Genomic DNA, 24,903 nt, shown 5'->3' on the forward strand with positions numbered 1-24,903 from the left:
GCGCCATCAGGCGCCGGTTCTATTTTATTGATCGGGCATCACTTCTTCTTGACCGGGCGAGCCCAGTTCTTGATGTGGCGCTGGGGTACCCGGGTGATCACCAGCTCGTTCTCGGCCACATCCTTGGTGATGGTGGAACCCGCCCCCAGGNTTGATGTGGCGCTGGGGTACCCGGGTGATCACCAGCTCGTTCTCGGCCACATCCTTGGTGATGGTGGAACCCGCCCCCAGGGTTGCACCCTTGCCGATGCGCACCGGCGCCACCAGCTGGGTATCGGAACCGACAAACACATCATCCTCGATGATGGTCTGGAACTTGTTCACGCCGTCGTAGTTGCAGGTGATGGTACCGGCACCGATATTCACCTTGGCACCCACCTCGGCATCCCCCAGATAGGTGAGGTGACCACACTTGGAACCAACCCCCAGACGGGCCTTCTTCATCTCGACGAAGTTGCCGACGTGGGCATCCTGCTCCAGCACCGCGCCCGGACGCAGACGGGCAAACGGGCCGACCGAGCACTGATCCGCCACCTGAGCCCCTTCAACGATGGAGTAGGGCTTCACTTCGGTGTGATCGCCAATGACGCAATCCTTCAGCACGGCACCGGCACCGATACGGACGTGGTTGCCAAGGGTTACCTTGCCTTCGATGATGACGTTGACGTCGATCACCACCTCTTCACCGATCTCGAGGGTTCCGCGCAGATCGAAGCGGGCCGGGTCGATCAGGGTGACACCGGCGATCATCAGCTTCTCGGCCTGCATCTGCTGGTAGCTGCGCTCAAGGGCAGCCAGCTGTACCCGGTTGTTGGCCCCTTCCACCTCGGCGGCACGCTCCGGATGGACCGCCGCGATCGGGCAGCCATCGCCGTGCGCCATGGCGATCACGTCGGTCAGGTAGAACTCGCCCTGGGCATTCTTGTTGTCCAGACGCGACAGCCAGCTGCGCAGTTGACCGCCATTGGCCACCAGCACGCCGGTGTTCACCTCACGAATGGCCAGCTGTTCGGCATTGGCATCCTTCTGCTCGACGATACCGACCACCTGACCATTTTCACGGACGATGCGGCCATAGCCGGTGGGGTTGTCCAGCACCACGGTCAGCAGTGCCATGCCATCGCTTGCCTTGGCAGCCAGCAGTCGTTGCAGAGTCTCTGGCTGGATCAGCGGGGTATCGCCGTAGAGCACCAGCACGTCGTCTTCATCCTTCCAGAACGGGATGGCCTGGGCGACCGCATGACCGGTCCCCAGCTGCTGCGCCTGCAGCACCCAGTTGACATCGGCGGCGACGATCCGCTCTTTCAGCAGCTCGGCACCGTGGCCATAGACCAGATGCAGCTGCTCGGCACCGACCTGACGGGCGGTATCGATCACATGGGAAACCATGGGTTTGTTGGCTACCGGGTGCAGTACCTTGGGCAGAGCGGAACGCATGCGGGTACCTTTACCCGCCGCCAGGATCACGACGTTGAGAGACATGACTTCGACCTTGAACTTGTGTGGAAATACTCGGCGGAGTCTATCGAACGGGTAAAAAAAAAGCGACCCGAAGGTCGCTTTTTACATCACCGTTATTAGCGGTAATTCTTTTTGACGATATCGATGACTCGCAGTTGAGCCATCGCCTTGGCCAGCTCGGTAGCGGCCTGGGCGTAGTCGATATCACCATGGGAGCTGTGGATCCGCTCTTCGGCTGCGCGCTTGGCTTCCTGGGCTTTCGCCTCATCCAAGTCGTCAGCACGAATCGCGGTGTCCGCCAGCACGGTCACGGATTCAGGTTGTACTTCCAGCATACCGCCGGAGATGTACAGCACCTCTTCAGTTCCGTTCTGCTTCACCAAGCGGACCAGGCCCGGCTTGATGGCAGTCAGCAACGGAGCATGACCGTGGCGGAGACCCAACTCACCTTCGGAGCCTGATACCTGAGCAGTTTGCACGCGACCGGAAAACAGTTTTCCTTCGGCGCTCACCACGTCCAGGTGAAAGGAGATCATCTCTGCCATGGGCCCTCCTGTCGAGGCTTACAGTTTCTTGGATTTCTCGACGACTTCGTCGATACCGCCAACCATGTAGAACGCCTGCTCGGGCAGATCGTCATACTCGCCTTTCAGGATGCCCTGGAAACCACGAATGGTCTCTTTCAGCGGCACGTATTTACCCGGAGAACCGGTAAACACTTCTGCTACGAAGAACGGCTGGGACAGGAAACGCTCGATCTTACGGGCACGGGCTACGGTCAGTTTGTCTTCTTCTGACAGTTCATCCATACCCAGGATGGCGATGATGTCCTTCAGCTCTTTGTAGCGCTGCAGTACGGTCTGAACGCCACGAGCTGTCTCATAGTGCTCTTTACCAACTACCAGCGGATCCAGCTGACGAGAGGTAGAGTCCAGCGGGTCAACGGCCGGGTAGATACCCAGTGCCGCGATTTGACGGGACAGTACAACGGTCGCATCCAGGTGGGCGAAGGTGGTCGCCGGAGACGGGTCAGTCAAGTCATCCGCAGGCACGTAAACGGCCTGTACGGAGGTGATAGAACCGGTCTTGGTGGAGGTGATACGTTCTTGCAGAACACCCATCTCCTCGGCCAGGGTCGGCTGGTAACCTACTGCGGAAGGCATACGGCCCAGCAGTGCGGATACTTCAGTACCGGCCAGGGTGTAACGGTAAATGTTGTCCACGAAGAACAGCACGTCACGACCTTCGTCACGGAACTTCTCGGCCATGGTCAGGCCGGTCAGCGCAACGCGCAGACGGTTTCCGGGCGGCTCGTTCATCTGACCGTAAACCAGAGATACTTTGTCCAGTACGTTGGACTCCATCATCTCGTGGTAGAAGTCGTTACCCTCACGGGTACGCTCACCTACACCGGCAAACACAGAGTAACCACTGTGTTCGATCGCGATGTTACGGATCAGCTCCATCATGTTTACGGTTTTGCCTACACCGGCACCACCGAACAGACCCACTTTACCACCCTTGGCGAACGGGCATACCAGGTCGATAACCTTGATGCCGGTCTCCAGCAGATCGTTGCTGTTGGACTGATCTTCGTAGCTGGGGGCAGCGCGGTGGATAGACCAGCACTCTTCTTCACCGATCGGACCTTTTTCGTCGATTGGCTCGCCCAGTACGTTCATGATCCGACCCAGAGTCGCAGTACCGACCGGAACCTGGATGGATTTACCGCTATTCACTACTTCCAACCCACGACGCAGACCGTCGGAGGAGCCCATGGTGATGCAACGAACGACGCCGCCACCGATCTGTTGCTGAACTTCCAGCACCAGACCCTGGCCTTGACCTTCGCTAACGACCTTCAGTGCATCGTACACCTGGGGCACGGCATCCTGCGGGAACTCGATGTCCACCACAGCGCCGATGATTTGGACGATGAAACCGTTACTCATGTCAAATCCTCTAAACCTTTGATAACCCTTGCCTTACACCGCAGCAGCACCGGATACGATCTCTGTCAGCTCCTGGGTAATACTGGCCTGACGGGCCTTGTTGTATACCAGTTGCAGATCGTTAATCAGGTTACCGGCGTTGTCAGTCGCGGCTTGCATGGCAACCATTCGGGCTGCCTGTTCACTTGCCAAGTTTTCCACTACCCCCTGGTACACCTGGGACTCGACATAGCGAATCAGCAGGGTATCCAGCAGTTGCTTGGGATCCGGCTCATAGAGGTAATCCCAGTGGTGTTTCTTGGCGAGCTTGCTGTCTTCAGTTACGGGCAAAGGCAGCAGTTGATCGACCCGTGGTTGCTGCACCATGGTGTTGACGAACTTGTTGTACACCAGATACAGCTTGTCAATCTCACCGTTGTCGTAAGCCTTCAGCATGACCTTGACTGAACCAATCAGGTCATTGACGCTCGGGTTATCGCCCAGTCCTGCGACGTGAGCTTTCACCTTGGCGCCGTGCCGTTCAAAGAAGTTGGAGGCCTTGTTACCGATCAGTGCCAGGTCAACCTTGGCACCTTTCGCGCTCCATTGCTTCATATCATTGAGGGCAGCCTTGAACAGGTTGATGTTCAAACCGCCACACAGGCCACGGTCGGTGGAGACGACGATGTAACCCACTCGCTTGACCTCACGTTCGATGAGGTAGGGGTGCTTGTATTCCAAGTTCCCCTGAGCGATATGGCCGATCACCTTGCGCATGGTTTCAGCGTACGGACGGCTGGCAGACATGCGTTCCTGCGCACGGCGCATTTTGCTTGCTGCCACCATTTCCATAGCGCCGGTGATCTTCTGAGTGTTTTTCACACTCCCGATCTTGTTACGTATCTCTTTTGCGCCGGCCATCTCTTACTCTCCATCAGGTGGCAGCTCGCGCTGCCACACACGCTTACCAGGTCTGGGTTGCCTTGAAGTCATCCAGCAACGCAGTCAGCTTGCCAACGATCGCGTCGTTGTAGTCGGCCTTGGCATTGATTTCAGCCATCAGCTCGGCATGCTGGGTATTGGCGTAAGAGAGCAGAGCGGCTTCGAAGTCGACGATCTTGTTCAGCTCGACATCGGAGAGATAGCCTTTCTCTGCGGCGAACAGCACCAGAGACTGGTGAGCCACGCTCAGCGGAGAGTACTGCTTCTGCTTCATCAGCTCGGTCACTTTCACACCGTGATCCAGCTGCTTGCGAGTCGCATCGTCCAGATCGGAAGAGAACTGGGCGAATGCCGCCAGCTCGCGATACTGGGCCAGTGCGGTACGGATACCACCGGACAACTTCTTGACGATCTTGGTCTGGGCAGCACCACCTACACGGGATACGGAGATACCCGGGTCAACCGCCGGACGAATACCGGAGTTGAACAGCTGTGAAGTCAGGAAGATCTGACCATCGGTGATGGAGATCACGTTGGTCGGAACGAACGCAGAAACGTCACCCGCCTGGGTTTCGATGATTGGCAGCGCGGTCAGAGAACCGGTCTGGCCTTTCACGGCACCATTGGTGAACTTCTCTACGTACTCGGCGTTAACGCGAGCAGCACGCTCCAGCAGACGGGAGTGCAGATAGAAAACGTCACCCGGGTAAGCTTCACGTCCTGGCGGACGGCGCAGCAGCAGGGAGATCTGGCGATAAGCTACGGCCTGTTTGGACAGGTCATCATAGATGATCAGCGCGTCTTCACCGCGGTCACGGAAGTACTCACCCATGGAGCAACCGGCATACGGAGCCAGGTACTGCAGGGCAGCCGCTTCGGAGGCAGAGGCAACGACCACGATGGTGTTGGCCAGGGCACCGTGCTCTTCCAGCTTGCGCACCACGTTGGCGATGGTAGAGGCCTTCTGGCCAATCGCAACGTAGACACACTTAATGCCGGAATCTTTCTGGTTGATGATGGTGTCGATCGCGATGGCGGTCTTACCAACCTGACGGTCACCGATGATCAGCTCACGCTGGCCACGACCGATAGGGATCATGGCATCGATGGCTTTCAGACCGGTCTGGACCGGCTGGTCAACAGACTTACGCTCGATAACGCCCGGTGCGATCACTTCGATCGGCGAGAAGCCGTCGTTGTCGATCGGACCTTTACCGTCGATCGGCTGACCCAGGGTGTTCAGCACCCGGCCCAACAGACCACGACCTACCGGCACTTCCAGAATACGGCCAGTACCTTTTACTTTCATTCCTTCTGACAGACCGTCATAGGAACCCATAATCACCGCACCGACGGAGTCACGCTCCAGGTTCAATGCCAGAGCGTAGCGGTTGCCCGGCAGCTCGATCATCTCACCCTGCATGGCATCGGCCAGGCCGTGAATACGAATGATACCGTCGCTCACAGAGACGATAGTACCTTCGTTACGCGCTTCGCTTTTTACATCAAACTGCGCAATGCGCTGCTTGATCAGCTCGGCGATTTCAGTGGAATTCAGTTGCATGCTCTAATACCCCAATCAAGATTGCAGCGCGTCAGCCATGCGATCCAGCTTACCGCGGACTGTGCCGTCGATTACCAGATCACCGGCCTTGATGAGCACCCCGGCCATCAAGGACGCATCGATGCTGCAATTCAGCTTCACTTTGCGCGCGAGACGTTGTTCCAGAGAAGCCTGAATATTGGCTTTCTGCTGGTCGGTCAGTTCGATCGCCGAAATCACGTCAGCCTGAACCTCTTTATCCAGTTCAGCTTTGAACGCTACAAATTCAGCAACGACCGCCGGCAGCACACCCAAGCGACCATTCTCGGCCATCACCCGGATCAGGTTCTGGCCATGCTCGTCGAGTTGCTCACCACAGATACCGACAAATAGATTTGCCAGCTCTTCGGCAGCCACAGAGCCGTTTACCAGGTTGTGCATGGTCTCGTTTTCCGCTACTTGCGCAGCGAAACCGAGCATACCCAGCCACTGGTCAACCGCCTTGTGCTCAACGGCAAACTCGAAAGCAGCCTTGGCGTAGGGGCGAGCGATTGTAGTCAGTTCAGACATAGCCCCGTTCCCGTTACAGTTCTGCTACCAGTTTGTCGACGATGTCGCTGTTGGCAGCCTGGTCGATTTGACGCGCCAGGATCTTCTCTGCACCAGCAATGGCAAGAGCAGCAACCTGCTTACGCAGTTCTTCTTTGGCACGATGACGTTCAGCTTCGATCTCGGCACGGCCCTGAGCCAGGATTTTTTCCCGCTCGGATTGGGCACCAGCGGCGGCTTCATCAATGATCTGGGCTTTACGTTTGTTAGCCTGTTCAATGATTTCAGCAGCCTGCAGCTTGGCTTCTTTCAGCTGATCGGTGGCGTTGGCCTTGGCCAAATCCAGATCTTTCTTGGCACGTTCGGCAGAAGAGAGACCGTCAGCAATAGCTTTCTGACGGGCTTCGATGGCAGCAATCAGCGGCGGCCATACGTACTTCATGCAAAACACTACGAAGAAGAAAAAAGCAATTGCTTGGCCGAGGAGGGTGGCATTGATATTCACAGCCGATGTCCTCTTAAGTTAGTTAATGGGTTATGCCTGGAGAGTCGTAACGACTTAGCCAGCAACCGCAAACATCACGTACAGACCCAGACCAACGGCGATCATCGGGATCGCATCCACCAGACCCATTACGATGAAGAACTGGGTACGCAGAACAGGGATCAGATCCGGTTGACGAGCAGCACCTTCCAGGAACTTGCCACCCAGGATACCGATACCGATGGAAGCGCCGATAGCAGCCAGACCCATCATCATTGCAGCAGCGATGTACAGCAGGTCCATGTTCAAGTTTTCCATGAGGATCTCCAGTTATTTAGATGTAATTGATTGTATAAAAAGGATTATTTGAGTTGCATCAATTATGGTCTTCCTGCGCCATCGACAGATAGACGATGGTCAGAACCATGAAAATGAATGCCTGCAAAGTGATGATCAGGATGTGGAAAATTGCCCAAGGCACGGACAGGATCCACTGTGACCACCAGGGTAACAAACCCGCAATCAGGATAAAGATCAGTTCGCCAGCATACATGTTGCCGAACAGTCGAAGACCCAGAGAAACAGGTTTGGAAATCAGCGTAACAGTTTCCAGGATGAGGTTAACCGGGATGGCCGCCGGGTGGTTGAAAGGCTGAAGCGTCAGCTCCTTCACAAACCCGCCGATACCCTTGACCTTGATGCTGTAGTACAGGATCAAGAAGAACACGCCCAAAGCCATGGACATGGTGATGTTAACGTCAGCAGAGGGAACCACACGCAGATAGGGAATACCCATCAATTGTGCAGCGTGAGGGATAAAGTCAACGGGGATCAGATCCATGAAGTTCATCAGGAAGATCCACACAAACACGGTCAACCCCAAAGGTGCGATGACCTTGTTGCGACCGTGAAAGATGTCTTTGACGTTACCATTCACAAACTCGACCAGCATCTCCACAAAGCACTGCAGCTTACCCGGCACACCGCTGGTAGCGTTAACGGCTACTTTGCGGAACAACAGGATAAACAGGGCGCCTAGCACGACGGAAAATATCATTGAGTCGATATTGACCGTCCAGAACCCGGACCCGACTTGAAGGTGGGTCAGGTGGTGGGAGATATATCCCTGAGGAGTCAGGACTTCTCCGGTTGCAGACATGAGTTTTCCTAATAGTGGTTGTTAAGCGTGAATGAAACCATCCACTGTACAACGAGGGCGAGGATATAAGTGGCGAAAAACGAGACGGTAACGACCTCGACTCCCACACTGGACAGCAGGGCAAACAGACCTGCTGTCGAAATGAGCTTAATCCCAGCCCCACCATAAAAGTCCCGCAAAACCAGGCCCACACTCTCGGTTGTCACCTTGCGGCGCAGCACCCAGACAGTAAACAAGGCTTGAGGAACCCAGTACATCCCCCCTCCGTAGAGGGCGGAATAACCGGCGCTGGCACCAGTCAGATAAAACCAGACGGCACTCATCGCCAGGATCAGGATGAGCTGACAAACGAGCATAACCAAGGCCAGTGTCAAACCTTCCAAGGCTAATTTCTGCTTCACCAACCTACCCCTGAACATTACAGAACTGTAAAAAATCGGGATCCGAAGACCCCATGTTAACAGCTCTTAAAGCCGGTCAAATTATACCCTTGAGGGCAGCTATTGCAATATGACAAAAATCCTTAATTTTTGCGGCTTTCAGCGGCAAATCAAGGTTATGGCCATATCAAAAGGAATGGATGTTTTATTACTACAAAAAGCGTAAAAATCACGATTCCGACACGCCAAAATAGCCCAATATACGGTCCAAATCGGACAAATTCTCGTAACTTATTACTAACTTCCCGCTATCCCGCTTGCCAGGCTGAAGTTGCACCTGATTGCCAATTTTTTCTGCCAGTTGGCGCTCCAGGTAACCGATCTGCGGATCATGGGCAGGTTCGACCCTGGCTTTTGCCGGTTCGAGCGCTTTTTGCACCAGTTTCTCAGTATCGCGCACGGTCAGCCCCTTCTGGGCAACCAGCTTGGCCAGTTCGGACTGGGCCTGGCCGCTCAGGGCCAGCAGGGCACGGGCATGACCCATGTCGAGGTCGCCATGCTCGACGAAACGCTTCACGTCGTCGTTGAGCTGGTTGAGGCGCAGCAGGTTGGTCACCGTGGTGCGGGACTTGCCCACCGCCTCGGCCACCTGCTGGTGGGTGAGTTCGAATTCGGTCAGCAGTCTTTGTAAAGCGACCGCCTCTTCGATGGCATTGAGGTCTTCCCGCTGAATATTTTCAATCAGCGCGATGGCGACGGCGGCCTCGTCGGGCACATCCTTGACGATGCAGGGCACCACCTCGAGACGGGCCAGCTGGGAGGCGCGCCAGCGCCGTTCACCGGCGATGATTTCGAAGGATTGTTCGCCGAGAGGGCGTACCACGATGGGCTGGATCACCCCCTGGGCGCGGATGGAGTTGGCAAGCTCTTCCAGTGCGTCCTGAGACATATCCTTGCGGGGCTGGTACTTGCCGGACTGCAACCACTCCACCGGCAGCTTGCGCAGCTCGCCCTGATTGGTAGGGGCCATGGCCTCTTCGGTACGTTGATCGCTCATCACCTGTTTCTGGCGGGCAGCCGTGCTGGTACTGAGCAGGGCATCCAGCCCCTTGCCCAGTCCACGTTTTTTCGGAGTCATATGCTCTCTCGGTCTGCGATGGTCGCCTGACGCTCCTGCTCCTGGCGGCGCAGCATTTCGCCAGCCAGTGCCAGGTAGGCCTTGGCGCCCACCGATGATTTGTCATAGTGCATGGCCGGGGCACCGAAACTCGGGGCCTCCGCCAGTCTGACGTTGCGGGGAATGATGGTGCGGTAGACTTTGTCGCCGAAGTGCTGTTTTAGCTGATCGGACACATCATTGGCCAGCCGGTTGCGGTGATCGAACATGGTGCGCAGCACCCCTTCGATCTTGAGCTCCGGATTGACCACGGCGGCCAGCTTGCTGATGGTATCAACCAGGGCGGTAAGCCCCTCCAGCGCGTAATATTCGCACTGCATGGGCACCAGCACGGAGTCGGCGGCAGCCATGGCGTTCACGGTCAGCATGTTGAGAGAGGGCGGGCAGTCGATGAAGACGTAGTCGTATTTGTCCCGCACCGAGGCCAGCGCATTGCGCAGGCGGATTTCGCGGGCGAAAAACTCCATCAGACGGATTTCGGCCGCGGTCACGTCGGCGTTGGCGGCGATCAGGTGATAGCCCCCGGAAGTTTCAGGGATGATCACCTCGCTGATGGGGGCATCCTCGATCAGCAGCTCATAGGCGGTGCGCTCGACGTCATACTTGTCGACACCGCTGCCCATGGTGGCATTGCCCTGCGGATCCAGATCGATCACCAGCACCTTGCGCCGGGTGGCAGCCAGGGAGGCGGCCAGATTCACACAGGTGGTGGTTTTACCCACTCCACCCTTCTGGTTGGCTATGGCGATGACTTTTCCCACACGATCCCCTAAATGAAACTGCGACCCTATTCGGGCTGGATATGTTTGAATTCCAGCAGATGACGTTCGCCTTCCAGCTCCGGCACCCGTAACTCATGACAGGCTACCAGACGGATATTGGCAGGCAACTGGGCCAGCTCCTGCTCGGGATATTGTCCCTTGAGCGCCAGGAAGCAGCCCTGTTCTGACGGCAGGTGGTGACACCAGCTCAGCATGTCCTCCAGCGAGGCAAATGCCCGACTCAGTACACCATCAAACCCCACCTCGGGTTGATACTCTTCAACCCGGGATTTGACCGGCGTCACATTGGTCAGACCCAGCTCCTGGATCACCTGACGGATGAAGTTGATCCGCTTGCCCAGACTGTCGAGCAGGACGAACTGCTTGTCCGGATTGATGATCGCCAGCGGCAATCCCGGCAGGCCGGGACCGGTCCCCACGTCGATGAAGCGCTCACCGTGCAAGTGGGGGCTTACCACCAGGCTATCGAGGATATGCTTGACCAGCATGGCGTCCGGATCTCGCACCGAGGTGAGATTGTAAGCCTTGTTCCACTTGTGCAGCAACTCGACCAACTGCACCAGTTGGCTCTTTTGGGTATCGGTGATAACAATTTCGGCCTGCTTGAGCAGGCCGTTCAATCTTTCCAGCATATTTTCCAACGGTAAGAATCCTCAGGCGGTTTTACGCAGCAGGCCGTGTTTTTTCAGGTGAACCAGCAGGATGGAGATGGCCGCCGGGGTGATGCCGGAGATGCGGGAAGCCTGACCAATGGTCTGCGGCTTGGCATCGTTCAGCTTGGCTTTCACCTCGTTGGAGAGGCCATTCACCTCGCGATAGTCCAGATCCAGCGGCAGCAGGGTGTTCTCGTTGCGCAGCTGCTTTTCCACTTCATCGTGCTGACGCTCGATGTAACCGGCGTACTTGATCTGGATCTCAACCTGTTCGGCCGCGGCAGGATCGGTCACGGAAGGGCCGACCCCCTCGATGGCCATCAGCGCATCGTAGGTCACCTCGGGGCGGCGCAGCAGCTCTTCCAGACTCTGTTCGCGGGTCAGCGGGGTGTTGACCAGGGCGTTGACCGCTTCCAGTGACGGGTGTTGCGGGTGGATCCAGGTTGAACGCATGCGCTGACGCTCCAGCTCGACCTGTTCCATCTTGGCGTTGAATTTGCTCCAGCGCTCGTCATCCACCAGACCCAGCTCGCGACCGATGGCGGTCAGGCGGATATCGGCGTTGTCTTCACGCAGCAGCAGGCGGTATTCGGCGCGGCTGGTGAACATGCGGTAAGGCTCGCGAGTCCCCAGGGTGGAGAGATCGTCCATCATCACGCCCATGTAGGCCTGATCCCGACGCGGGTTCCAGGGATCCTTGTCCTGGGCACGCAGGGCCGCGTTCAGACCGGCCATCAGGCCTTGTGCCGCCGCCTCTTCGTAACCGGTCGTCCCGTTGATCTGGCCAGCGAAGAACAGGTTTGGAATGCATTTGCTCTCCATGTTGGCCTTGAGATCTCGCGGATCGAAGAAATCATATTCGATGGCATAGCCGGGGCGGGTGATGTGGGCGTTCTCGAAGCCACGCACGGAACGGACGATCTGCACCTGCACGTCAAACGGCAGGCTGGTGGAGATCCCGTTTGGATAGAGTTCGTGAGTAGTCAGGCCTTCCGGCTCGACGAAGATCTGGTGCGCAGTCTTGTCGGCGAAACGGGTGATCTTGTCTTCGATCGACGGGCAGTAGCGCGGGCCGATCCCCTCGATCACCCCGGCGTACATGGGGCTGCGATCCAGGTTATTGCGGATCACCTCGTGGGTACGCTCGTTGGTGTGGGTGACGTAGCAGGGCACCTGACGGGGATGCTGGCTGGCATCGCCGATAAACGAGAAGACCGGACGCGGATCGTCGCCGTGCTGGGCCTGCATCACAGAGAAATCGACGCTGCGAGCATCGATGCGCGGCGGCGTACCGGTCTTGAGACGATCGATGCGCAGCGGCAGTTCACGCAGGCGTTGGGCCAGGGCGATCGAGGGAGGATCCCCGGCGCGGCCGCCCTTGTAGTTTTCCATCCCGATGTGGATCAACCCGTTCAGGAAGGTACCGACCGTCAGCACCACAGTCTTGCCGCTGATGCGGATCCCGCTCTGGGTGACCACACCGGCAACACGATCCCCGTCCATGATCAGATCGTCACAGGCCTGCTGGAAGATCTTCAGGTTCGGGTAGTTCTCCAGCATCTGGCGAACGACGGCCTTGTAGAGCAGGCGATCCGCCTGGGCACGAGTGGCTCGCACTGCCGGGCCCTTGGAGGAGTTGAGGGTGCGGAACTGGATCCCGCCAAGATCGATGGCACGCGCCATGATCCCGCCGAGTGCGTCAACTTCCCTGACCAGGTGTCCCTTGCCGATCCCGCCGATCGCCGGATTACAGGACATGTGTCCCAGCGTATCGATATTGTGGGTCAGCAACAGGGTGTTCATGCCCATACGGGCTGCCGCTGTTGCTGCTTCGGTTCCGGCATGACCGCCACCGACGACGATCACATCAAATTGTTCATGGTATTGCATTGGGATCACCTTGATCTGCACGCCTGAAGATCTTTATTTGCCTGGGCTAAAGGGCGGAACATTCTATCTGTTTCGCGTCCTGAGGGGAACGTCTACTTAACGTTCAGTATGAAGGGAGGATCCACTAATTAGATCTTAAGGATCTTTAGATCGATCTTTTACTGGATCTCTTATTAGGATCCGCCCTTTCTGTTGATAAGCACTTTTTGATCATAAAGATCATTAATTTAAGGACGATCCTAGCTTGTGGAAAAGCTTGGATCCTGGCCCGGTGAACGAGGGGATAACCAGGTCTTTTATACACAGAGGTCTGTCGGTCTGGATCTAATACATGGATAACTATAGGTTTTGCAGAGCTTTACACCGTAGTTATGCACATTACCCCTGGGCGTTGTGGGTAACCTTGTAGAACAACTCCCCCGGATCAATCTGTTAATAACATGGTGGATAGTCGATCTGGGGATAAGTGGGGAGATCAAGCTTTTTTTCAGGATCTCCCGCACGCTGATCAGGCGATCATCGTCATCCAGTCGCGGATCCACACTTCGGCGGCATCTTCGGGGATCTCGTGTTGGGTCACATCGATGTCGAGCCGCTCGCCGATCCGGCTGGCACCGCACTCGGCCAACAGTCGATCCAGCGTCTTGCCGCCCTGGCAAAAGGTGTCATAACTGCTGTCGCCAAGGGCGATCACGCCATATTTCAATGAATTAAGATCCGGATGCTGCTCGGCAAGATCCTTGGCGAAGGGTTGCAGGTTATCGGGCACATCACCGGCACCGTGGGTCGAGGTGACCACCAGCAGGATGGATCCCGCATCATCCAGCACCTCTGCCAGCTTGGCCGGGTTGTGGATCCGGGTCTGGTGGCCAGCCTGTTCCAGCAGGTTGGCGACGTGGTCTGCGACATATTCGGCGGCGCCCAGCATGGAGCCGACGACGAGATTGAGTTTGGCCATGGAATGGATCCTGATTTCAGACAAAGAAACGGAAAGCCGGATTCTACCGCCAAAGGGTGTGGATAAATATGGATAAAGCTTGGGGATAATGGATCCAGTCAGATAATGCTGTTGGATCCATCCCGTCGATCTTTTTTCTGCTTCTTTATACTCCTCTCCATTTTCTTCTCCGCTAATGGCTCTCCTGATGACTCCCATCCACCGCGAAATCCTGTCAACGATGCAGTTAGATAACAATGCAGATGCAAATGATTAGCAATTATTGAATCGATTCGATCACGGCTCCTGTAGTAGGATTGCGCTGCTTTATTCGCCCATGGAACAGGGTGATGTCGTTAAAAACGACCAAAAATAACAATTAAAACAACATAACTCATTGATAAACGAGACTTTAATATGATTGCGCAAAAATACACTTCAGGACCCGGCAAGAAGGGCGCCTTTGGCGTGCTTTCACTCTCCGGTTTGCTTGTCTCCCTGCCGCTGATGGCCGAACAGGCCGCCGCAGAGCTGCCCAAAGCCAGCGAAACCATGGTGGTGACCGGTACGGCCATGAAGGTGGAAGTGCCGATGGCCGAGACCCCTCGCGCCGTCTCAGTGGTTAACCGCGAGGAGCTGGATCAGCACGCCGTGTTGCAGCTGGATGAGGCGCTTCGCTATCGTTCCGGCGTATTGACTGGCCTCTATGGTTCAGACAACAACACCGACTGGTTCAAGGTACGTGGTTTTGATGCCGCCTCTTATCTGGATGGCAACCGGCTGTTTGGCACCGGCTATTACGTCTGGACGCCGGAACCGTTCGGTCTGGAGAGTGTGGAAGTGCTGAAGGGGCCAGCCTCGATCCTTTACGGTGAGGCACCTCCGGGCGGGGTGATCAATGCCATCAGCAAACGACCGACCGCCACGCCGCAAGGGCAGGTGGATCTGCAGCTTGGCAGCCGGGATCATCATCAGGTCGGGGTGGACGTCTCTGACGCGCTCTCCGGCAACAGCCGCTACCGCATGGTTGCTCTTTATAAAGAGCGTGATGGGGTGCTCACCGGCACCTATAACGATCGGGTTTATCTGGCGCCGAGCGTCACCTTCGATCTTTCGGATCGTACCAGTCTGACTCTGCTGGCCAGCTTCCTGCACGACGAAGGGGTCCCGACCAACGGCTTCTTCCCGGTCTATGGCACCCTGAACACTTCGGGCGGCCAGATTGATCCCTCCACCAACCTGAGCCAGCCGGATTACGATCGCAATCGCAATACCCAGATCTCCACCGGTTACGAGCTGGCCCACCAGCTCAACCAGAGCTGGGAGTTCAAGCAGAACGTCCGCTTCAACTACAACGATCTGCTGCTGCGCCAGACTTATATCTTCCCGACCTATGAAGGCACGACCGCCTACCGCGGTCTGGTCTACCGGGATGGCAATACCAAGAGTGCCACCATGGATAACCAGATGGTGGGCTACTGGAACACCGACAGCACCGAGCAGACCCTGTTGCTGGGGGTGGATCTGCAGCGCCATGTCAATGAAGGTGTCGAGGCCGACAACTACGGCATGGGCTCTATCAATACCATGAACCCGGATTACAGCGGCTTCCCCGGTTTTGACGAGTCGACCGCCACTCACCAGAAGAGCACCAAGGGCCAGAGCGGCCTCTATGCCCAGCACCAGATCCGCTGGGACGATCGCTGGTTGCTGACTGCCGGTGGCCGTTTTGACTATGTGGAGACCCACAACACCAATACCAGCAAGGACCAGCGCCAGTACGATCACGAGCTCTCCCTCTCGGGCAGCCTGATGTATCTGGCCGACAACGGTCTCTCTCCCTACTTTGCCTATGCCGAGTCGTTCGAGGTGTTGCCGGGGATCGATCCCAACACCAAGAGTTCCTACAAGCCGCTCCAGGGCAAGCTCTACGAGACCGGCGTGAAGTATGCGCCAGCCTTCCTCGATGGTTACATCAATCTGGCGCTGTTCGATCTGGCCCAGACCAACTCGCTGGTCTCTACCGGTTCCGGCCAGCAGACCCAGGCGGGTGAAGTGACTTCTCAGGGGATTGAGCTGGAGGGGAGCGTGCAGGCGACCGATGCGCTGCGTCTGACCGCTGCTTATACCTACACCGATGCCAAAACCAACGACACCGGCAGTGGCGATCGCCGTGCCAGCCTGATCCCGCGCCACATCGCCTCCTTCTGGGGCAACTACAAGGTGCAGCAAGGGGTGGCTTCCGGTCTGGAGCTGGGTACCGGTGTGCGTTATATCGGTTCCAGCGTGGGTATTGGCGCCGTGAATGCGGACTACACCCCCATCTACGGCTCTGCCGAGGTGCCAGCCCATACCGTGTGGGATGCGATGATCGGGTATGACTTTGCCAAGAACTGGCGTGCCCAGCTCAACGTCAACAACCTGCTGGGTGAAACCTACGTGGCCAGTTGTGACTACTACTGCTACTACGGCGAGCCGCGCAGCGTAGTGGGCAGCATCAACTACCGCTGGTAATCGAAGTCGGGCGGGAATCAGACTCCCGCCCTTCTTTTCACTCGCAGTTGTTTTGATCTCTCTGGAATACCGGTCCGTTATGGAACTCTTGTCTCTGGTTTATCGCCAATATCGTTGGCCCTTTATCGCCATTACCCTGCTCAGTCTGCTCAGTGCCATCAGCGGGATTGGCGTCATTGCTTTTATCAATCAGTCTCTTATCGAATCTATAGGTGATCCGCTGCCGATCCTCGGTCAGCTGGTCGGCCTGATTGTGCTGCTGCTGGTGATCACGCTCGGATCTCAGCTGGCCCTGACCACCCTCGGTCACCATTTTGTCTACCGGTTGCGTGGCCGTCTGCTCAAGCAACTGCTGGATACCGATGTCGCCCGCATCCGTCAGATTGGTCAGGGGCCGCTGCTGGCCTCCCTCTCCAGCGATATCGGCCAGATCACCATCGCCTTCGTACGCCTGCCGGAGCTGGTACAGGGGCTGGTGCTCACGCTGGGTTCAGCCCTTTACCTCGGCTGGCTCTCTCCTGCGTTGCTCGGGGTGACCGCGCTCTGGGTCACCGTCACCATGGTGGTGGGCTGGTTGCTGGTGAACCGTGTTTATCGCCATCTCTCCCAAATGCGTCAGGCCGAAGATCGGCTCTATCAGAACTATCAGGCCATCATCGCCGGCAGCAAGGAGCTGGCGCTCAACCGCGAGCGGGCTCACTTTGTCTATCACCAGCTCTATGAGTTGAATGCCCGTGACTACCGCCAGCAGATCATCCGCGCCGACACCTATCACCTGAGCGCGGTGAACTGGTCGAATATCATGATGCTGGGGGCCATCGGTCTGGTCTTCTTTCTGGCCAACGGCCTTGGCTGGGCCAACACCAATGTGGCCGCCACCTTCGCCCTGACCCTGCTGTTCCTGCGTACCCCGCTGTTGCAGGGGATTGGCGCCCTGCCGACTCTGCTTGCCGCTCAGGTGGCGTTCGACAAGATCGCCGCCCTCAATCTGGCCGAGCCGGACGCGGACTTCCCGCAGCCACCCGCCATCCGCCCCTGGCAGCGTATCGAGCTGGAGCAGGTGAGCTTTCACTATCAGGGGGAGGGCGGCTTTGCCGTTGGCCCCATCGATCTGGTCATCGAAAAGGGGGAGCAGACATTCATCATAGGTGGCAACGGATCCGGCAAGTCGACGCTGGCCATGCTGCTGACCGGGCTCTATCAGCCGGTATCGGGCCGGATCCTACTGGATGGCGAGCCCGTCACCGATCGCAACGGCTATCTGGCGCTCTTCTCCGCCATCTTCACCGACTATCACCTGTTCCAGCACCTGCTGGGGCCGGAACCCAAGGATGAGCTGGTCGCCGAGTGGCTGGAGCGGTTGCAGATGAGCAGCAAGCTCACCATCGAGGATGGCTTTATCGCCGATATCGAGCTCTCTCAGGGGCAGCGCAAGCGGGTCGCCCTGCTGCTGGCGCTGGCCGAGCAGCGCGAGGTGATGCTGTTTGACGAGTGGGCCGCGGATCAGGATCCCCAGTTCCGCCGCATCTTCTATCAGCTGCTGTTGCCGCGCCTCAGGGAGATGGGCAAGACGGTGATTGCCATCAGCCACGACGATCACTACTTCCCGCTGGCCGATCGCCTGCTGGAGATGCGTCAGGGCCAGCTCACCGAACTGACCGGTGAACGGCGTGAGCAGGTCAGCCAGGATGCCGTCGCCCATCTGGATTGCGAGGTGCCGGCTTGATGCCGGCACCGATGAGGCTGGCGGCAAGCCAGCACAGGAATTGTTTATGTTCGAGATGAAATCAGCCAGCTTCACGGTCAATGACCGCACACTGCTGCACCCCACTGACCTGCGTTTTGAGCAGGGACAGGTCTATGGCCTCATCGGCCACAATGGTTCGGGTAAATCGACCCTGCTCAAGCTGCTGGCACGCCAGCAACCCCTCAGCGATGGCGAGATCCTGTTCGATGGCAAGCCGCTGCCCGACTGGGGCAACCGGGAGTTTGCCCGTCAGGTGGCCTATCTGCCCCAGCATCTGCCGAGCGCCGAGAACCTGCTCGGGCGGGAGCTGGTGGAGATGGGCCGCTACCCCTGGCGTGGCCTGCTGGGCCGGATGGGGGCGGAGGATCTCCGTCAGGTCGAGCGGGCCATCGCTCTGACTCATACCGAACGTTTTGCCGATCGGCTGGTGGATACCCTCTCCGGCGGCGAGCGGGGCCGGGTTTGGCTGGCGATGTTGCTGGCGCAGGAGAGCCGCTTCATCCTGCTGGACGAGCCGCTGGCCGCGCTGGATGTGGCCCATCAGGTGGAGGTGCTGACGCTGGTCAAGCAGTTGAGCCGTCAGCTAAACCTTGGGGTCATCATCGTTATTCACGACATCAATATGGCCTCCCGCTTCTGCGATCGGCTGGTGGCGCTCCACTCCGGCCGCTTGCTCACCCACGGCGAGCCTGAGGGGATCATGACCAGCGAGACCCTGCACGCCATCTATGGCATCCCGATGGAGGTCATTCGCCACCCGGCCCGTGATCACGCCATCGCCATCGTTTAGATAAGGCTTGTTATCTCGATGTTTTTATTCAATAAAATTGGCTGGTTCTGCTGCCTCTTGGCTCCGCTTATGTTGCAGGCCGAGCCAACGATGCCTGCCGCTGCAGAGCTCCCTCAAACCGATGCTGTGAAGTCGCCACCCCGTATTGCCACCGTCGACTGGACCATAGCCGAAACCCTGCTGGCACTCGGGGTGACTCCGCTGGCGGTGGGGGATGTTGGCCCCTATCAGGCCTGGGTCGGCGAGCCACGGCTACCCGCCGGAGTGGTGGATATCGGCCTGCGCACCCAGCCCAACCGCGAGCTGCTGGCGGAGCTCAAACCCGATCTAATCCTCATCTCGCCGCTGGCGGCCCCGCTGGCGCCAACCCTTTCCCGCATCGCGCCGGTGAGCACCATCGCCCTCTATGATGGGCAAACCGATCTGTGGCAGCGGCTGCACGAGGTGACCTTGACCCTCGCCCGTATGGTGGGCAAAACCGCCGAGGGCGAACAGCTGCTGGCCGGGCTGGATCGGGATCTGGCCAGCATGCAGGCTGAATTGCCTGCGGATCTGCCGCCCCTGCTGGTAGTGCAGTTTATCGATGAGCGCCATGTACGGGTGTTTGGTCGTCACAGCCTGTTTGATGCGGTGATGACGCGCCTCGGGCTGCGTAATAGTTGGCAGGAGCAGACCAATGACTGGGGTTTCTCGGTGGTCAGCATCGAGCAGTTCATGACCTTGCCCAATGCGCGGCTGGTGGTGGTCGATCCCATTCCGGTTGGGGTGAGCGAACGGCTGCAGGAGCCTGGGCTGTGGCAGCAGTTGCCGCTGGTACGGCAGGCGCCCGTGCTGCATCTGCCTGCGGTGTGGAGTTTTGGGGGCGTACTTGCCGCCCGCCGTTTCGCCGGTCTGCTCAGCGATGCATTGCTGCAAGATGCCGATCGCATGGAGGCTGGCCGATGAAGCGACTGCTCACATCGCCGCTGCTTCGGCCGGTCTCGATCCTGCTGGGGTTGACCCTCTCGCTCGCGTATTGGGAGCTGGCTCGCCAGCTGCCCGGTGCGCTCTGGTGGCAGAGCCTGTTTGCCCCCAATCTGGATGACGTCAGCCAAGCTGTGGTGCATTTCAGCTGGCTGCCCCGTTTGGCTGTCACCCTGCTGGCCGGGGCGGCGCTCGGGCTGGCGGGCACCCTGATGCAGCAGGTGTTGCGCAATCCGCTCGCGTCACCCTCCACCTTGGGGGTGGCCTCCGGCGCCCAACTGGCGCTGATGATGGTGACCCTGTTTGCCCCCTCCTGGTTGCTGCTGGGGCGGGAGTGGATCGCCATGGCTGGCGGTAGCCTTGCGATGGCACTGGTGTTTGCCCTGGCCTGGCGTCGCCAGCTCAATCCGGTGGTCATCGTCTTTGCCGGGCTGGTGATCAACCTCTATCTGGCGGCCATCAGCATGGGACTCTTGCTGTTCTTTCAGGAGGAGCTGAAAGGTTTGCTGGTGTGGGGCAGTGGCTCGCTAGTGCAGAACAGCTGGAGCGGGGTGAGTTACCTGTTGCCCCGCCTGCTGGCAGCCGCAGCGCTGGCCGCGGTGCTGGTACGCCCGCTGGCGGTGCTGGAGCTGGATGATGCCAGCGCCCGCAGTCTGGGGGTTTCTCTGCAGCATCTGCGTTTTGCCGGACTGGGGCTGGCGGTGTTTGTCACCGCCTGTGTGGTGAGTGTGGTGGGGCTGATCGGCTTTATCGGGCTGGCGGCGCCCGCCATGGTGCGGTTGCTCGGGATCCGCCAGCTCGGCCAGCGGCTGTTGTGGGCACCGATCCTCGGCGCCCTGCTGCTGGCCGCCACCGATCTGCTGCTGCAGAGCCTGAGCCGCTTCTGGCCGGTATTGATCCCCACCGGCGCCATGACCGCCCTGCTGGGTGCGCCGCTGCTGCTCTGGCTGATCCCGCGTCTTGGTATCAAGTCTGGTACACCGAAGGCAAACGCCGGCCTGCTGGTGGCCCGCCATCCGGCACCTGCTCGCCTTATCGGCCTGTTGCTGGTCGGGCTGCTGCTGGCAATGGTCGCCTCCCTGCTGTTTGGTCAGGGAATGACGGGCTGGAGCTGGCCGAGCTGGCTCCGCTGGCAGGCCCAGCTGGAGTGGCGGCTGCCGCGCGCGTTGGCGGCGGGAGCGGCTGGCGTGTTGCTGGCGTTGGCGGGAACCCTGTTGCAGCGGGTCAGCAACAACCCGATGGCGAGCCCGGAGCTGCTGGGGGTGAGCGGCGGCACCTTTATGGGGGTAGTAGCCACGGCGCTGTTGCTGCCTGCATTGCCCTTGCCGCTGATGCTGGCCGGTGGCCTGCTCGGTGCCTTCGGCTGCCTGTTGCTGCTGGTGGTGGTTAATCGCAAGCACGGCTTCCAGCCGGAGCGGATCCTGCTCTCAGGTATCGCTATCACGGCCCTGTTTGAGCCGCTGCAGGCTATCGCGCTGGCCAACGGCGACATGCGGGTGCAGCAACTGCTCTCCTGGATGTCCGGTTCCACCTATTATGTCACCTTGCCGGTGGCCTATGGGCTGGTGGGGCTGGCGCTGTTGATGCTGGCTGGCTGCCTGCTGGTGAGCCGCTGGCTCGATCTGCTACCGATGGGAACTGCGGTGGCGACCGCGCTAGGCATTCGCCTCAACCGTGCCCAGCTCGCCATCCTGCTGCTGGTGGCCGTGCTCACCGCCAGCGCCACCCTGGTAGTGGGGCCGCTCTCGTTCGTCGGTCTGCTGGCGCCGCACATGGCCAAGCTGATGGGGCTGGTGCGGGCACGCTGGCACCTGCTCGGGGCAGCCGCTTCCGGCGCCCTGTTGATGGTATCGGCGGACTGGGTCGGCCAGCAGATCCTCTTCCCGCAGGAGGTACCGGTTGGGCTGGTCTCCACCCTGTTAGGGGGCGCTTACTTCATGTGGTGTCTGCGCCGCCTCTAGGTGTGCGGACAAAAAACAGACAATAAAAAGCCCGGGACGAACCCGGGCTTTTTATTGTCTGTCGTGCGGCGTTACTTGCCGATGCAGAATGTAAATAATCTATTATTTTCAATATGTTAGTGGCTTTTCGGGGGGCCAATTGGGGTAAAAGTAACTAAAACAGCATATTGAGAGGCCGCTCACATCGTGCAGCGTTCCCACATAGTCCATTCTCGATCGTGCAGCCTTCCCATATGAATCAACGCGATGCTACAACACGCATTCAAAACCGCTTTTTAGGTGAGTTTTGAACATATTTTGAACCGACCATAGCACCGTCCGGTGCCTGGAAAGCCGCTTTTACTCTTCGAACCGTGCAAACTTCCCATAGGTGGTTTGGCTAACCGTGCAATCATCCCACATACCGTCAATTTAATCCCAGCCCTTTATCAGCCTGGCTGAGCGGGCTTTTAGGCCCTCTAGAATGGTGCTGCTGATGGCATCGGGGAAGCCCGCTGGCAATTGCTGGGTAACACGCTCAATAACATCATCAACGGAGTTGGCCAGTTCTGTCAGGATCTCTTCCATAGCAGAACGCTCAAATCCCACAGCTTTCGCCGTTTGGAAGAAATGACGCGGGAATATCTGCTCAATGGCGTATTTCTTTCCCTTGCTGCTTGCTAGGCCCATAGCGAGCTTGGCGTCCCTTCGGTTGAGGCCTCGGCCGCCAAACACTGGATAGACAGATAGGATGTCGTAAAAAGGGGTCAGGCGAAAACGCCCTTCCGGTTCAATAAAGACCGAGAAGTTCTTTGCATGGCCATCGGTGGCCGCCAGCAGCCAGAACAGGACCTGAGATTTCATGAACAGGTAGCGATCCTGTTCTGGTGTCGCAGAGCCCAGCAAGGTTTTCATGATGTCAGTGATCCCTGGTCCTCCATGACTCTCGTATTTCCGTGCTGACGGAACATTCAATACCTGACAGAAATCTTCTTGGGGAAGGCGCATGATCCAACTGCGATCGGCAGCGTAACGTCTGTCGAAGCGTTCCACAGCCAGTGCTTTGACCTGGCCAACCTGCATCATGAAGCAGTGAGGTACGGGTATACCAAACTCCTTGGCAATCAGAGTGCAGAGATATTCGTTTTCTACGCTCTGGGAGAGGTCTATCGAGTAGGAGTGGCTTTCAATCTTGCCAATAGGGAGTTTGATAATGTGGGTTGTCGGCGTTGCGTTGAGTGGCAAGTACCAACGGCCATCGAGAAAGAGCAGCGCTGTCTTTTCTTGCGCTCCGGCGATAGAGATCCGGAACTCCTCTTGCTCCCTGACCATCCCCAAAGGGATTCCTGATTTGTAGCTGGTCAGAATCTGCTCGAGCTCGCCATCGGAAAGTGCTTTGTAGTCGATTCGCCTGACATCTGGAACGTCGTGCCCTTCGGTAACCAGCTGTAATGCCCCTACGCTATCCTGGCCAATGCAACTGAGCAGATCGAAGGGCTGAGTTGATGCCGCTTGATAGCGTGCTACAACCCTGTTCCTCACCTCCGTATTATCTGGCAGCAGGTTGTCGAAGAAGTTATAGGCTTCATCGCCCCGGTAGGCCTGATGGCGCAATGGCATGGAAAGTGAGATGGGACGGCTGCCCGGTTGTGCCAGCCATGACTCATGGTACTGAAACTGATGGGCGCCGCTGGTAGTTTTGGTGAATGTGCCTACCCGATAGCCGTTCATGTAGACAGCCAGATTGGCCATTACCACTCCTCCTTCCAGCCCGATGCCGGACTCTCGGATGACTCATTGCGGGGTTTGATGTCCAGTGACAATTCGAGTGATGCGAGGATCTTGAACAGGGTTTCCAGCTTGGTGGACTCAGGATTGAGTTCGAAGCTGGAGACTGTGTCTTGCCTAATCCCCACTTTCTCGGCCACTTTGCCTTGAGAGAGCTTTTGAGAAAGCCTGGCATCCTTGATACAGGCGCTCAGCTGCTTGGCGCTGGTTACTTTCATGATTCGACAACCTGGTAGCGTGCCTTCTTCCAATTTACACGCTGTGACAGGTATATCAATGTTTACCTGTTATAGGAGGTAAATATAACTTACACGCTATAGCCGGTATTAAACATTAATCCCCTATAGCGGGTAAGAGAACGGTAAGCGGAGATATGACGTCGAAGTTTCAATCAATATGGGCAGCCAACCAGTCGAGACCTTGATCTGCAAACGTGAACAGCTGGTCGCTATAGCCTTGAGCAATGACGCTACGGATGATCTCGGGGTCAATATTCAGATAGTCGTGCACCAGCGCATTGCGAAGGCCAATAATCTTGCGCCAGCCGATTAAGGTGTCGGGGGATAGCTCACCACGCTGGGCCAGGATTTCGAATGCCTGATAGGCATCCTGTGGGGTATGACTTGCCAATGCTTTAGCCCAGTGCTTTGCCACGCCAATACACGCTTCGATAGACACTTGTAGAGTTCGCTCAGCTGCGCGGTACTCCAGATTGGAAAGCGCACGCAGCGCCAGAATAGCCCGTATCTCTGACAACTCGGCCTTATAGCGCGACAGGCTGATGCGTAAAGCTCCTATATAGGCGTTATCACTCATCTTTACTCCACTCCTCAGAATGATGTTTGCTGATATAGGCTTGGCGATGGTGATAACCAAGTTCCATCTGCGACATTATCCGCGCCTCCTCTTGCAAACGCCGCCCCTCATCACGGCTATAGAGAGGACGATTTGCATCTACTACCGCAAAAGCCAACGGAATCGGGGCCTGATTGATATCGACGACCGAAAGTTTCCCCTCTGCCAACCCCATGGCACGTTGCCACTCCAGCGCGAGCAGTTCAGGGCGCAAGCGGTTTTCCAGTGCAGTACCCAGTGGTCCACTCTGTTTGATTGGATCAAAGGCCACCGCCAGATCCCAGTCGCTGGCAGGACCTGCAGTCCCCTTGGCACGGGAGCCGTAAAGCCAAAGCACCTGCACCTGGGGGTTGCTGTTGGCTAGGGTAATCAGCTGGTGAATAACATCGCTGTCGGGTTTCATATTGGTACGGCCATT

Annotated in this window: 23 protein-coding genes and 1 pseudogene; 5 read left to right on the forward strand and 19 right to left on the reverse strand. The window is 57.7% G+C overall.

Annotated features, from left to right (window positions below; all coding sequences use genetic code 11):
* Positions 1–38 precede the first annotated feature (38 nt).
* From glmU to mioC, 15 genes and pseudogenes are all read right to left on the reverse strand, one after another.
* Positions 39–1,482 (reverse strand): annotated as a pseudogene (glmU, locus tag BSP75_RS03805) (bifunctional UDP-N-acetylglucosamine diphosphorylase/glucosamine-1-phosphate N-acetyltransferase GlmU).
* Positions 1,483–1,577: 95 nt separating this feature from the next.
* Positions 1,578–2,006: a F0F1 ATP synthase subunit epsilon gene (locus BSP75_RS03810; RefSeq protein WP_005342354.1), complete on the reverse strand. Its 429-nt coding sequence runs from the start codon at positions 2,004–2,006 to the stop codon at positions 1,578–1,580.
* Between the two features lie 18 nt (positions 2,007–2,024).
* Entirely contained in the window at positions 2,025–3,413 is a 1,389-nt protein-coding gene (gene atpD / locus BSP75_RS03815) for a F0F1 ATP synthase subunit beta (RefSeq protein WP_005342353.1), read from the reverse strand.
* A 33-nt stretch (positions 3,414–3,446) separates the two neighbouring features.
* A complete protein-coding gene (atpG, locus tag BSP75_RS03820; protein ID WP_042656889.1) occupies positions 3,447–4,313 on the reverse strand; it encodes a F0F1 ATP synthase subunit gamma in 867 nt (288 codons plus the stop codon).
* Positions 4,314–4,356: 43 nt separating this feature from the next.
* The gene (gene atpA, locus BSP75_RS03825) at positions 4,357–5,898 is read right to left on the reverse strand and encodes a F0F1 ATP synthase subunit alpha (protein ID WP_033138551.1); all 1,542 of its coding nucleotides are present in this window, start codon (positions 5,896–5,898) and stop codon (positions 4,357–4,359) included.
* A gap of 15 nt (positions 5,899–5,913) precedes the next feature.
* Positions 5,914–6,447, reverse strand: coding sequence for a F0F1 ATP synthase subunit delta (gene atpH / locus BSP75_RS03830; RefSeq protein WP_005342351.1), 534 nt, complete (start codon positions 6,445–6,447; stop codon positions 5,914–5,916).
* A gap of 13 nt (positions 6,448–6,460) precedes the next feature.
* Positions 6,461–6,931, reverse strand: coding sequence for a F0F1 ATP synthase subunit B (atpF, locus tag BSP75_RS03835; protein ID WP_005339336.1), 471 nt, complete (start codon positions 6,929–6,931; stop codon positions 6,461–6,463).
* Between the two features lie 54 nt (positions 6,932–6,985).
* Positions 6,986–7,228 (reverse strand): F0F1 ATP synthase subunit C, encoded by a 243-nt coding sequence (atpE, locus tag BSP75_RS03840; RefSeq protein ID WP_005307205.1) that lies wholly within the window; start codon positions 7,226–7,228, stop codon positions 6,986–6,988.
* A 58-nt stretch (positions 7,229–7,286) separates the two neighbouring features.
* Positions 7,287–8,069, reverse strand: coding sequence for a F0F1 ATP synthase subunit A (atpB, locus tag BSP75_RS03845; protein WP_042063276.1), 783 nt, complete (start codon positions 8,067–8,069; stop codon positions 7,287–7,289).
* Positions 8,070–8,077: 8 nt separating this feature from the next.
* Positions 8,078–8,488 (reverse strand): ATP synthase subunit I, encoded by a 411-nt coding sequence (locus BSP75_RS03850; RefSeq protein WP_075112281.1) that lies wholly within the window; start codon positions 8,486–8,488, stop codon positions 8,078–8,080.
* A gap of 190 nt (positions 8,489–8,678) precedes the next feature.
* Positions 8,679–9,587: a ParB/RepB/Spo0J family partition protein gene (locus BSP75_RS03855; RefSeq protein ID WP_075112282.1), complete on the reverse strand. Its 909-nt coding sequence runs from the start codon at positions 9,585–9,587 to the stop codon at positions 8,679–8,681.
* Positions 9,584–10,387 (reverse strand): ParA family protein, encoded by an 804-nt coding sequence (locus BSP75_RS03860; protein ID WP_042063279.1) that lies wholly within the window; start codon positions 10,385–10,387, stop codon positions 9,584–9,586. Before BSP75_RS03860 ends, BSP75_RS03855 begins: the two co-directional genes overlap by 4 nt.
* 26 nt (positions 10,388–10,413) lie before the next feature.
* Positions 10,414–11,040, reverse strand: coding sequence for a 16S rRNA (guanine(527)-N(7))-methyltransferase RsmG (gene rsmG / locus BSP75_RS03865; protein ID WP_005339331.1), 627 nt, complete (start codon positions 11,038–11,040; stop codon positions 10,414–10,416).
* A gap of 21 nt (positions 11,041–11,061) precedes the next feature.
* Positions 11,062–12,951 carry a tRNA uridine-5-carboxymethylaminomethyl(34) synthesis enzyme MnmG gene (gene mnmG / locus BSP75_RS03870; RefSeq protein WP_042063321.1) on the reverse strand — a complete coding sequence of 630 codons (1,890 nt, stop codon included), beginning with the start codon at positions 12,949–12,951 and terminating at the stop codon, positions 11,062–11,064.
* A gap of 508 nt (positions 12,952–13,459) precedes the next feature.
* On the reverse strand, positions 13,460–13,909 hold the full coding sequence (gene mioC / locus BSP75_RS03875; protein ID WP_033138545.1) for an FMN-binding protein MioC: 450 nt from the start codon (positions 13,907–13,909) through the stop codon (positions 13,460–13,462).
* A gap of 396 nt (positions 13,910–14,305) precedes the next feature.
* On the opposite strand from mioC, the gene BSP75_RS03880 reads away from it, so the two are divergent.
* From BSP75_RS03880 to fhuB, 5 genes are all read left to right on the forward strand, one after another.
* A complete protein-coding gene (locus BSP75_RS03880; RefSeq protein ID WP_075112283.1) occupies positions 14,306–16,402 on the forward strand; it encodes a TonB-dependent siderophore receptor in 2,097 nt (698 codons plus the stop codon).
* A gap of 79 nt (positions 16,403–16,481) precedes the next feature.
* The gene (locus BSP75_RS03885) at positions 16,482–18,128 is read left to right on the forward strand and encodes a multidrug ABC transporter permease/ATP-binding protein (protein ID WP_075112284.1); all 1,647 of its coding nucleotides are present in this window, start codon (positions 16,482–16,484) and stop codon (positions 18,126–18,128) included.
* Positions 18,129–18,174: 46 nt separating this feature from the next.
* Positions 18,175–18,939 carry an ATP-binding cassette domain-containing protein gene (locus BSP75_RS03890; protein WP_075112285.1) on the forward strand — a complete coding sequence of 255 codons (765 nt, stop codon included), beginning with the start codon at positions 18,175–18,177 and terminating at the stop codon, positions 18,937–18,939.
* A gap of 18 nt (positions 18,940–18,957) precedes the next feature.
* Complete coding sequence (locus tag BSP75_RS03895; RefSeq protein WP_075112286.1) at positions 18,958–19,884, forward strand: ABC transporter substrate-binding protein; 927 nt, start codon at positions 18,958–18,960, stop codon at positions 19,882–19,884.
* Positions 19,881–21,863 (forward strand): Fe(3+)-hydroxamate ABC transporter permease FhuB, encoded by a 1,983-nt coding sequence (gene fhuB / locus BSP75_RS03900; RefSeq protein WP_075112287.1) that lies wholly within the window; start codon positions 19,881–19,883, stop codon positions 21,861–21,863. Before BSP75_RS03895 ends, fhuB begins: the two co-directional genes overlap by 4 nt.
* Before the next feature lie 411 nt (positions 21,864–22,274).
* Here fhuB and BSP75_RS03905 read toward each other — a convergent pair whose 3' ends face one another.
* The 4 genes from BSP75_RS03905 to BSP75_RS03920 form a co-directional block, all read right to left on the reverse strand.
* Positions 22,275–23,594, reverse strand: a complete 1,320-nt coding sequence (locus BSP75_RS03905) for a type II toxin-antitoxin system HipA family toxin (RefSeq protein WP_075112288.1) — start codon at positions 23,592–23,594, stop codon at positions 22,275–22,277.
* Complete coding sequence (locus tag BSP75_RS03910) at positions 23,594–23,848, reverse strand: helix-turn-helix domain-containing protein (protein ID WP_042013334.1); 255 nt, start codon at positions 23,846–23,848, stop codon at positions 23,594–23,596. Before BSP75_RS03910 ends, BSP75_RS03905 begins: the two co-directional genes overlap by 1 nt.
* Before the next feature lie 169 nt (positions 23,849–24,017).
* A complete protein-coding gene (locus BSP75_RS03915) occupies positions 24,018–24,446 on the reverse strand; it encodes a DUF86 domain-containing protein (RefSeq protein ID WP_075112289.1) in 429 nt (142 codons plus the stop codon).
* Positions 24,439–24,888: a nucleotidyltransferase domain-containing protein gene (locus tag BSP75_RS03920; protein WP_075112290.1), complete on the reverse strand. Its 450-nt coding sequence runs from the start codon at positions 24,886–24,888 to the stop codon at positions 24,439–24,441. The genes BSP75_RS03915 and BSP75_RS03920 overlap by 8 nt, the downstream gene beginning before the upstream one ends.
* Positions 24,889–24,903 lie beyond the last annotated feature (15 nt).

Source organism: Aeromonas sp. YN13HZO-058 (assembly GCF_001921245.1).
GTDB classification, from domain to species: Bacteria; Pseudomonadota; Gammaproteobacteria; order Enterobacterales; family Aeromonadaceae; genus Aeromonas; species Aeromonas allosaccharophila.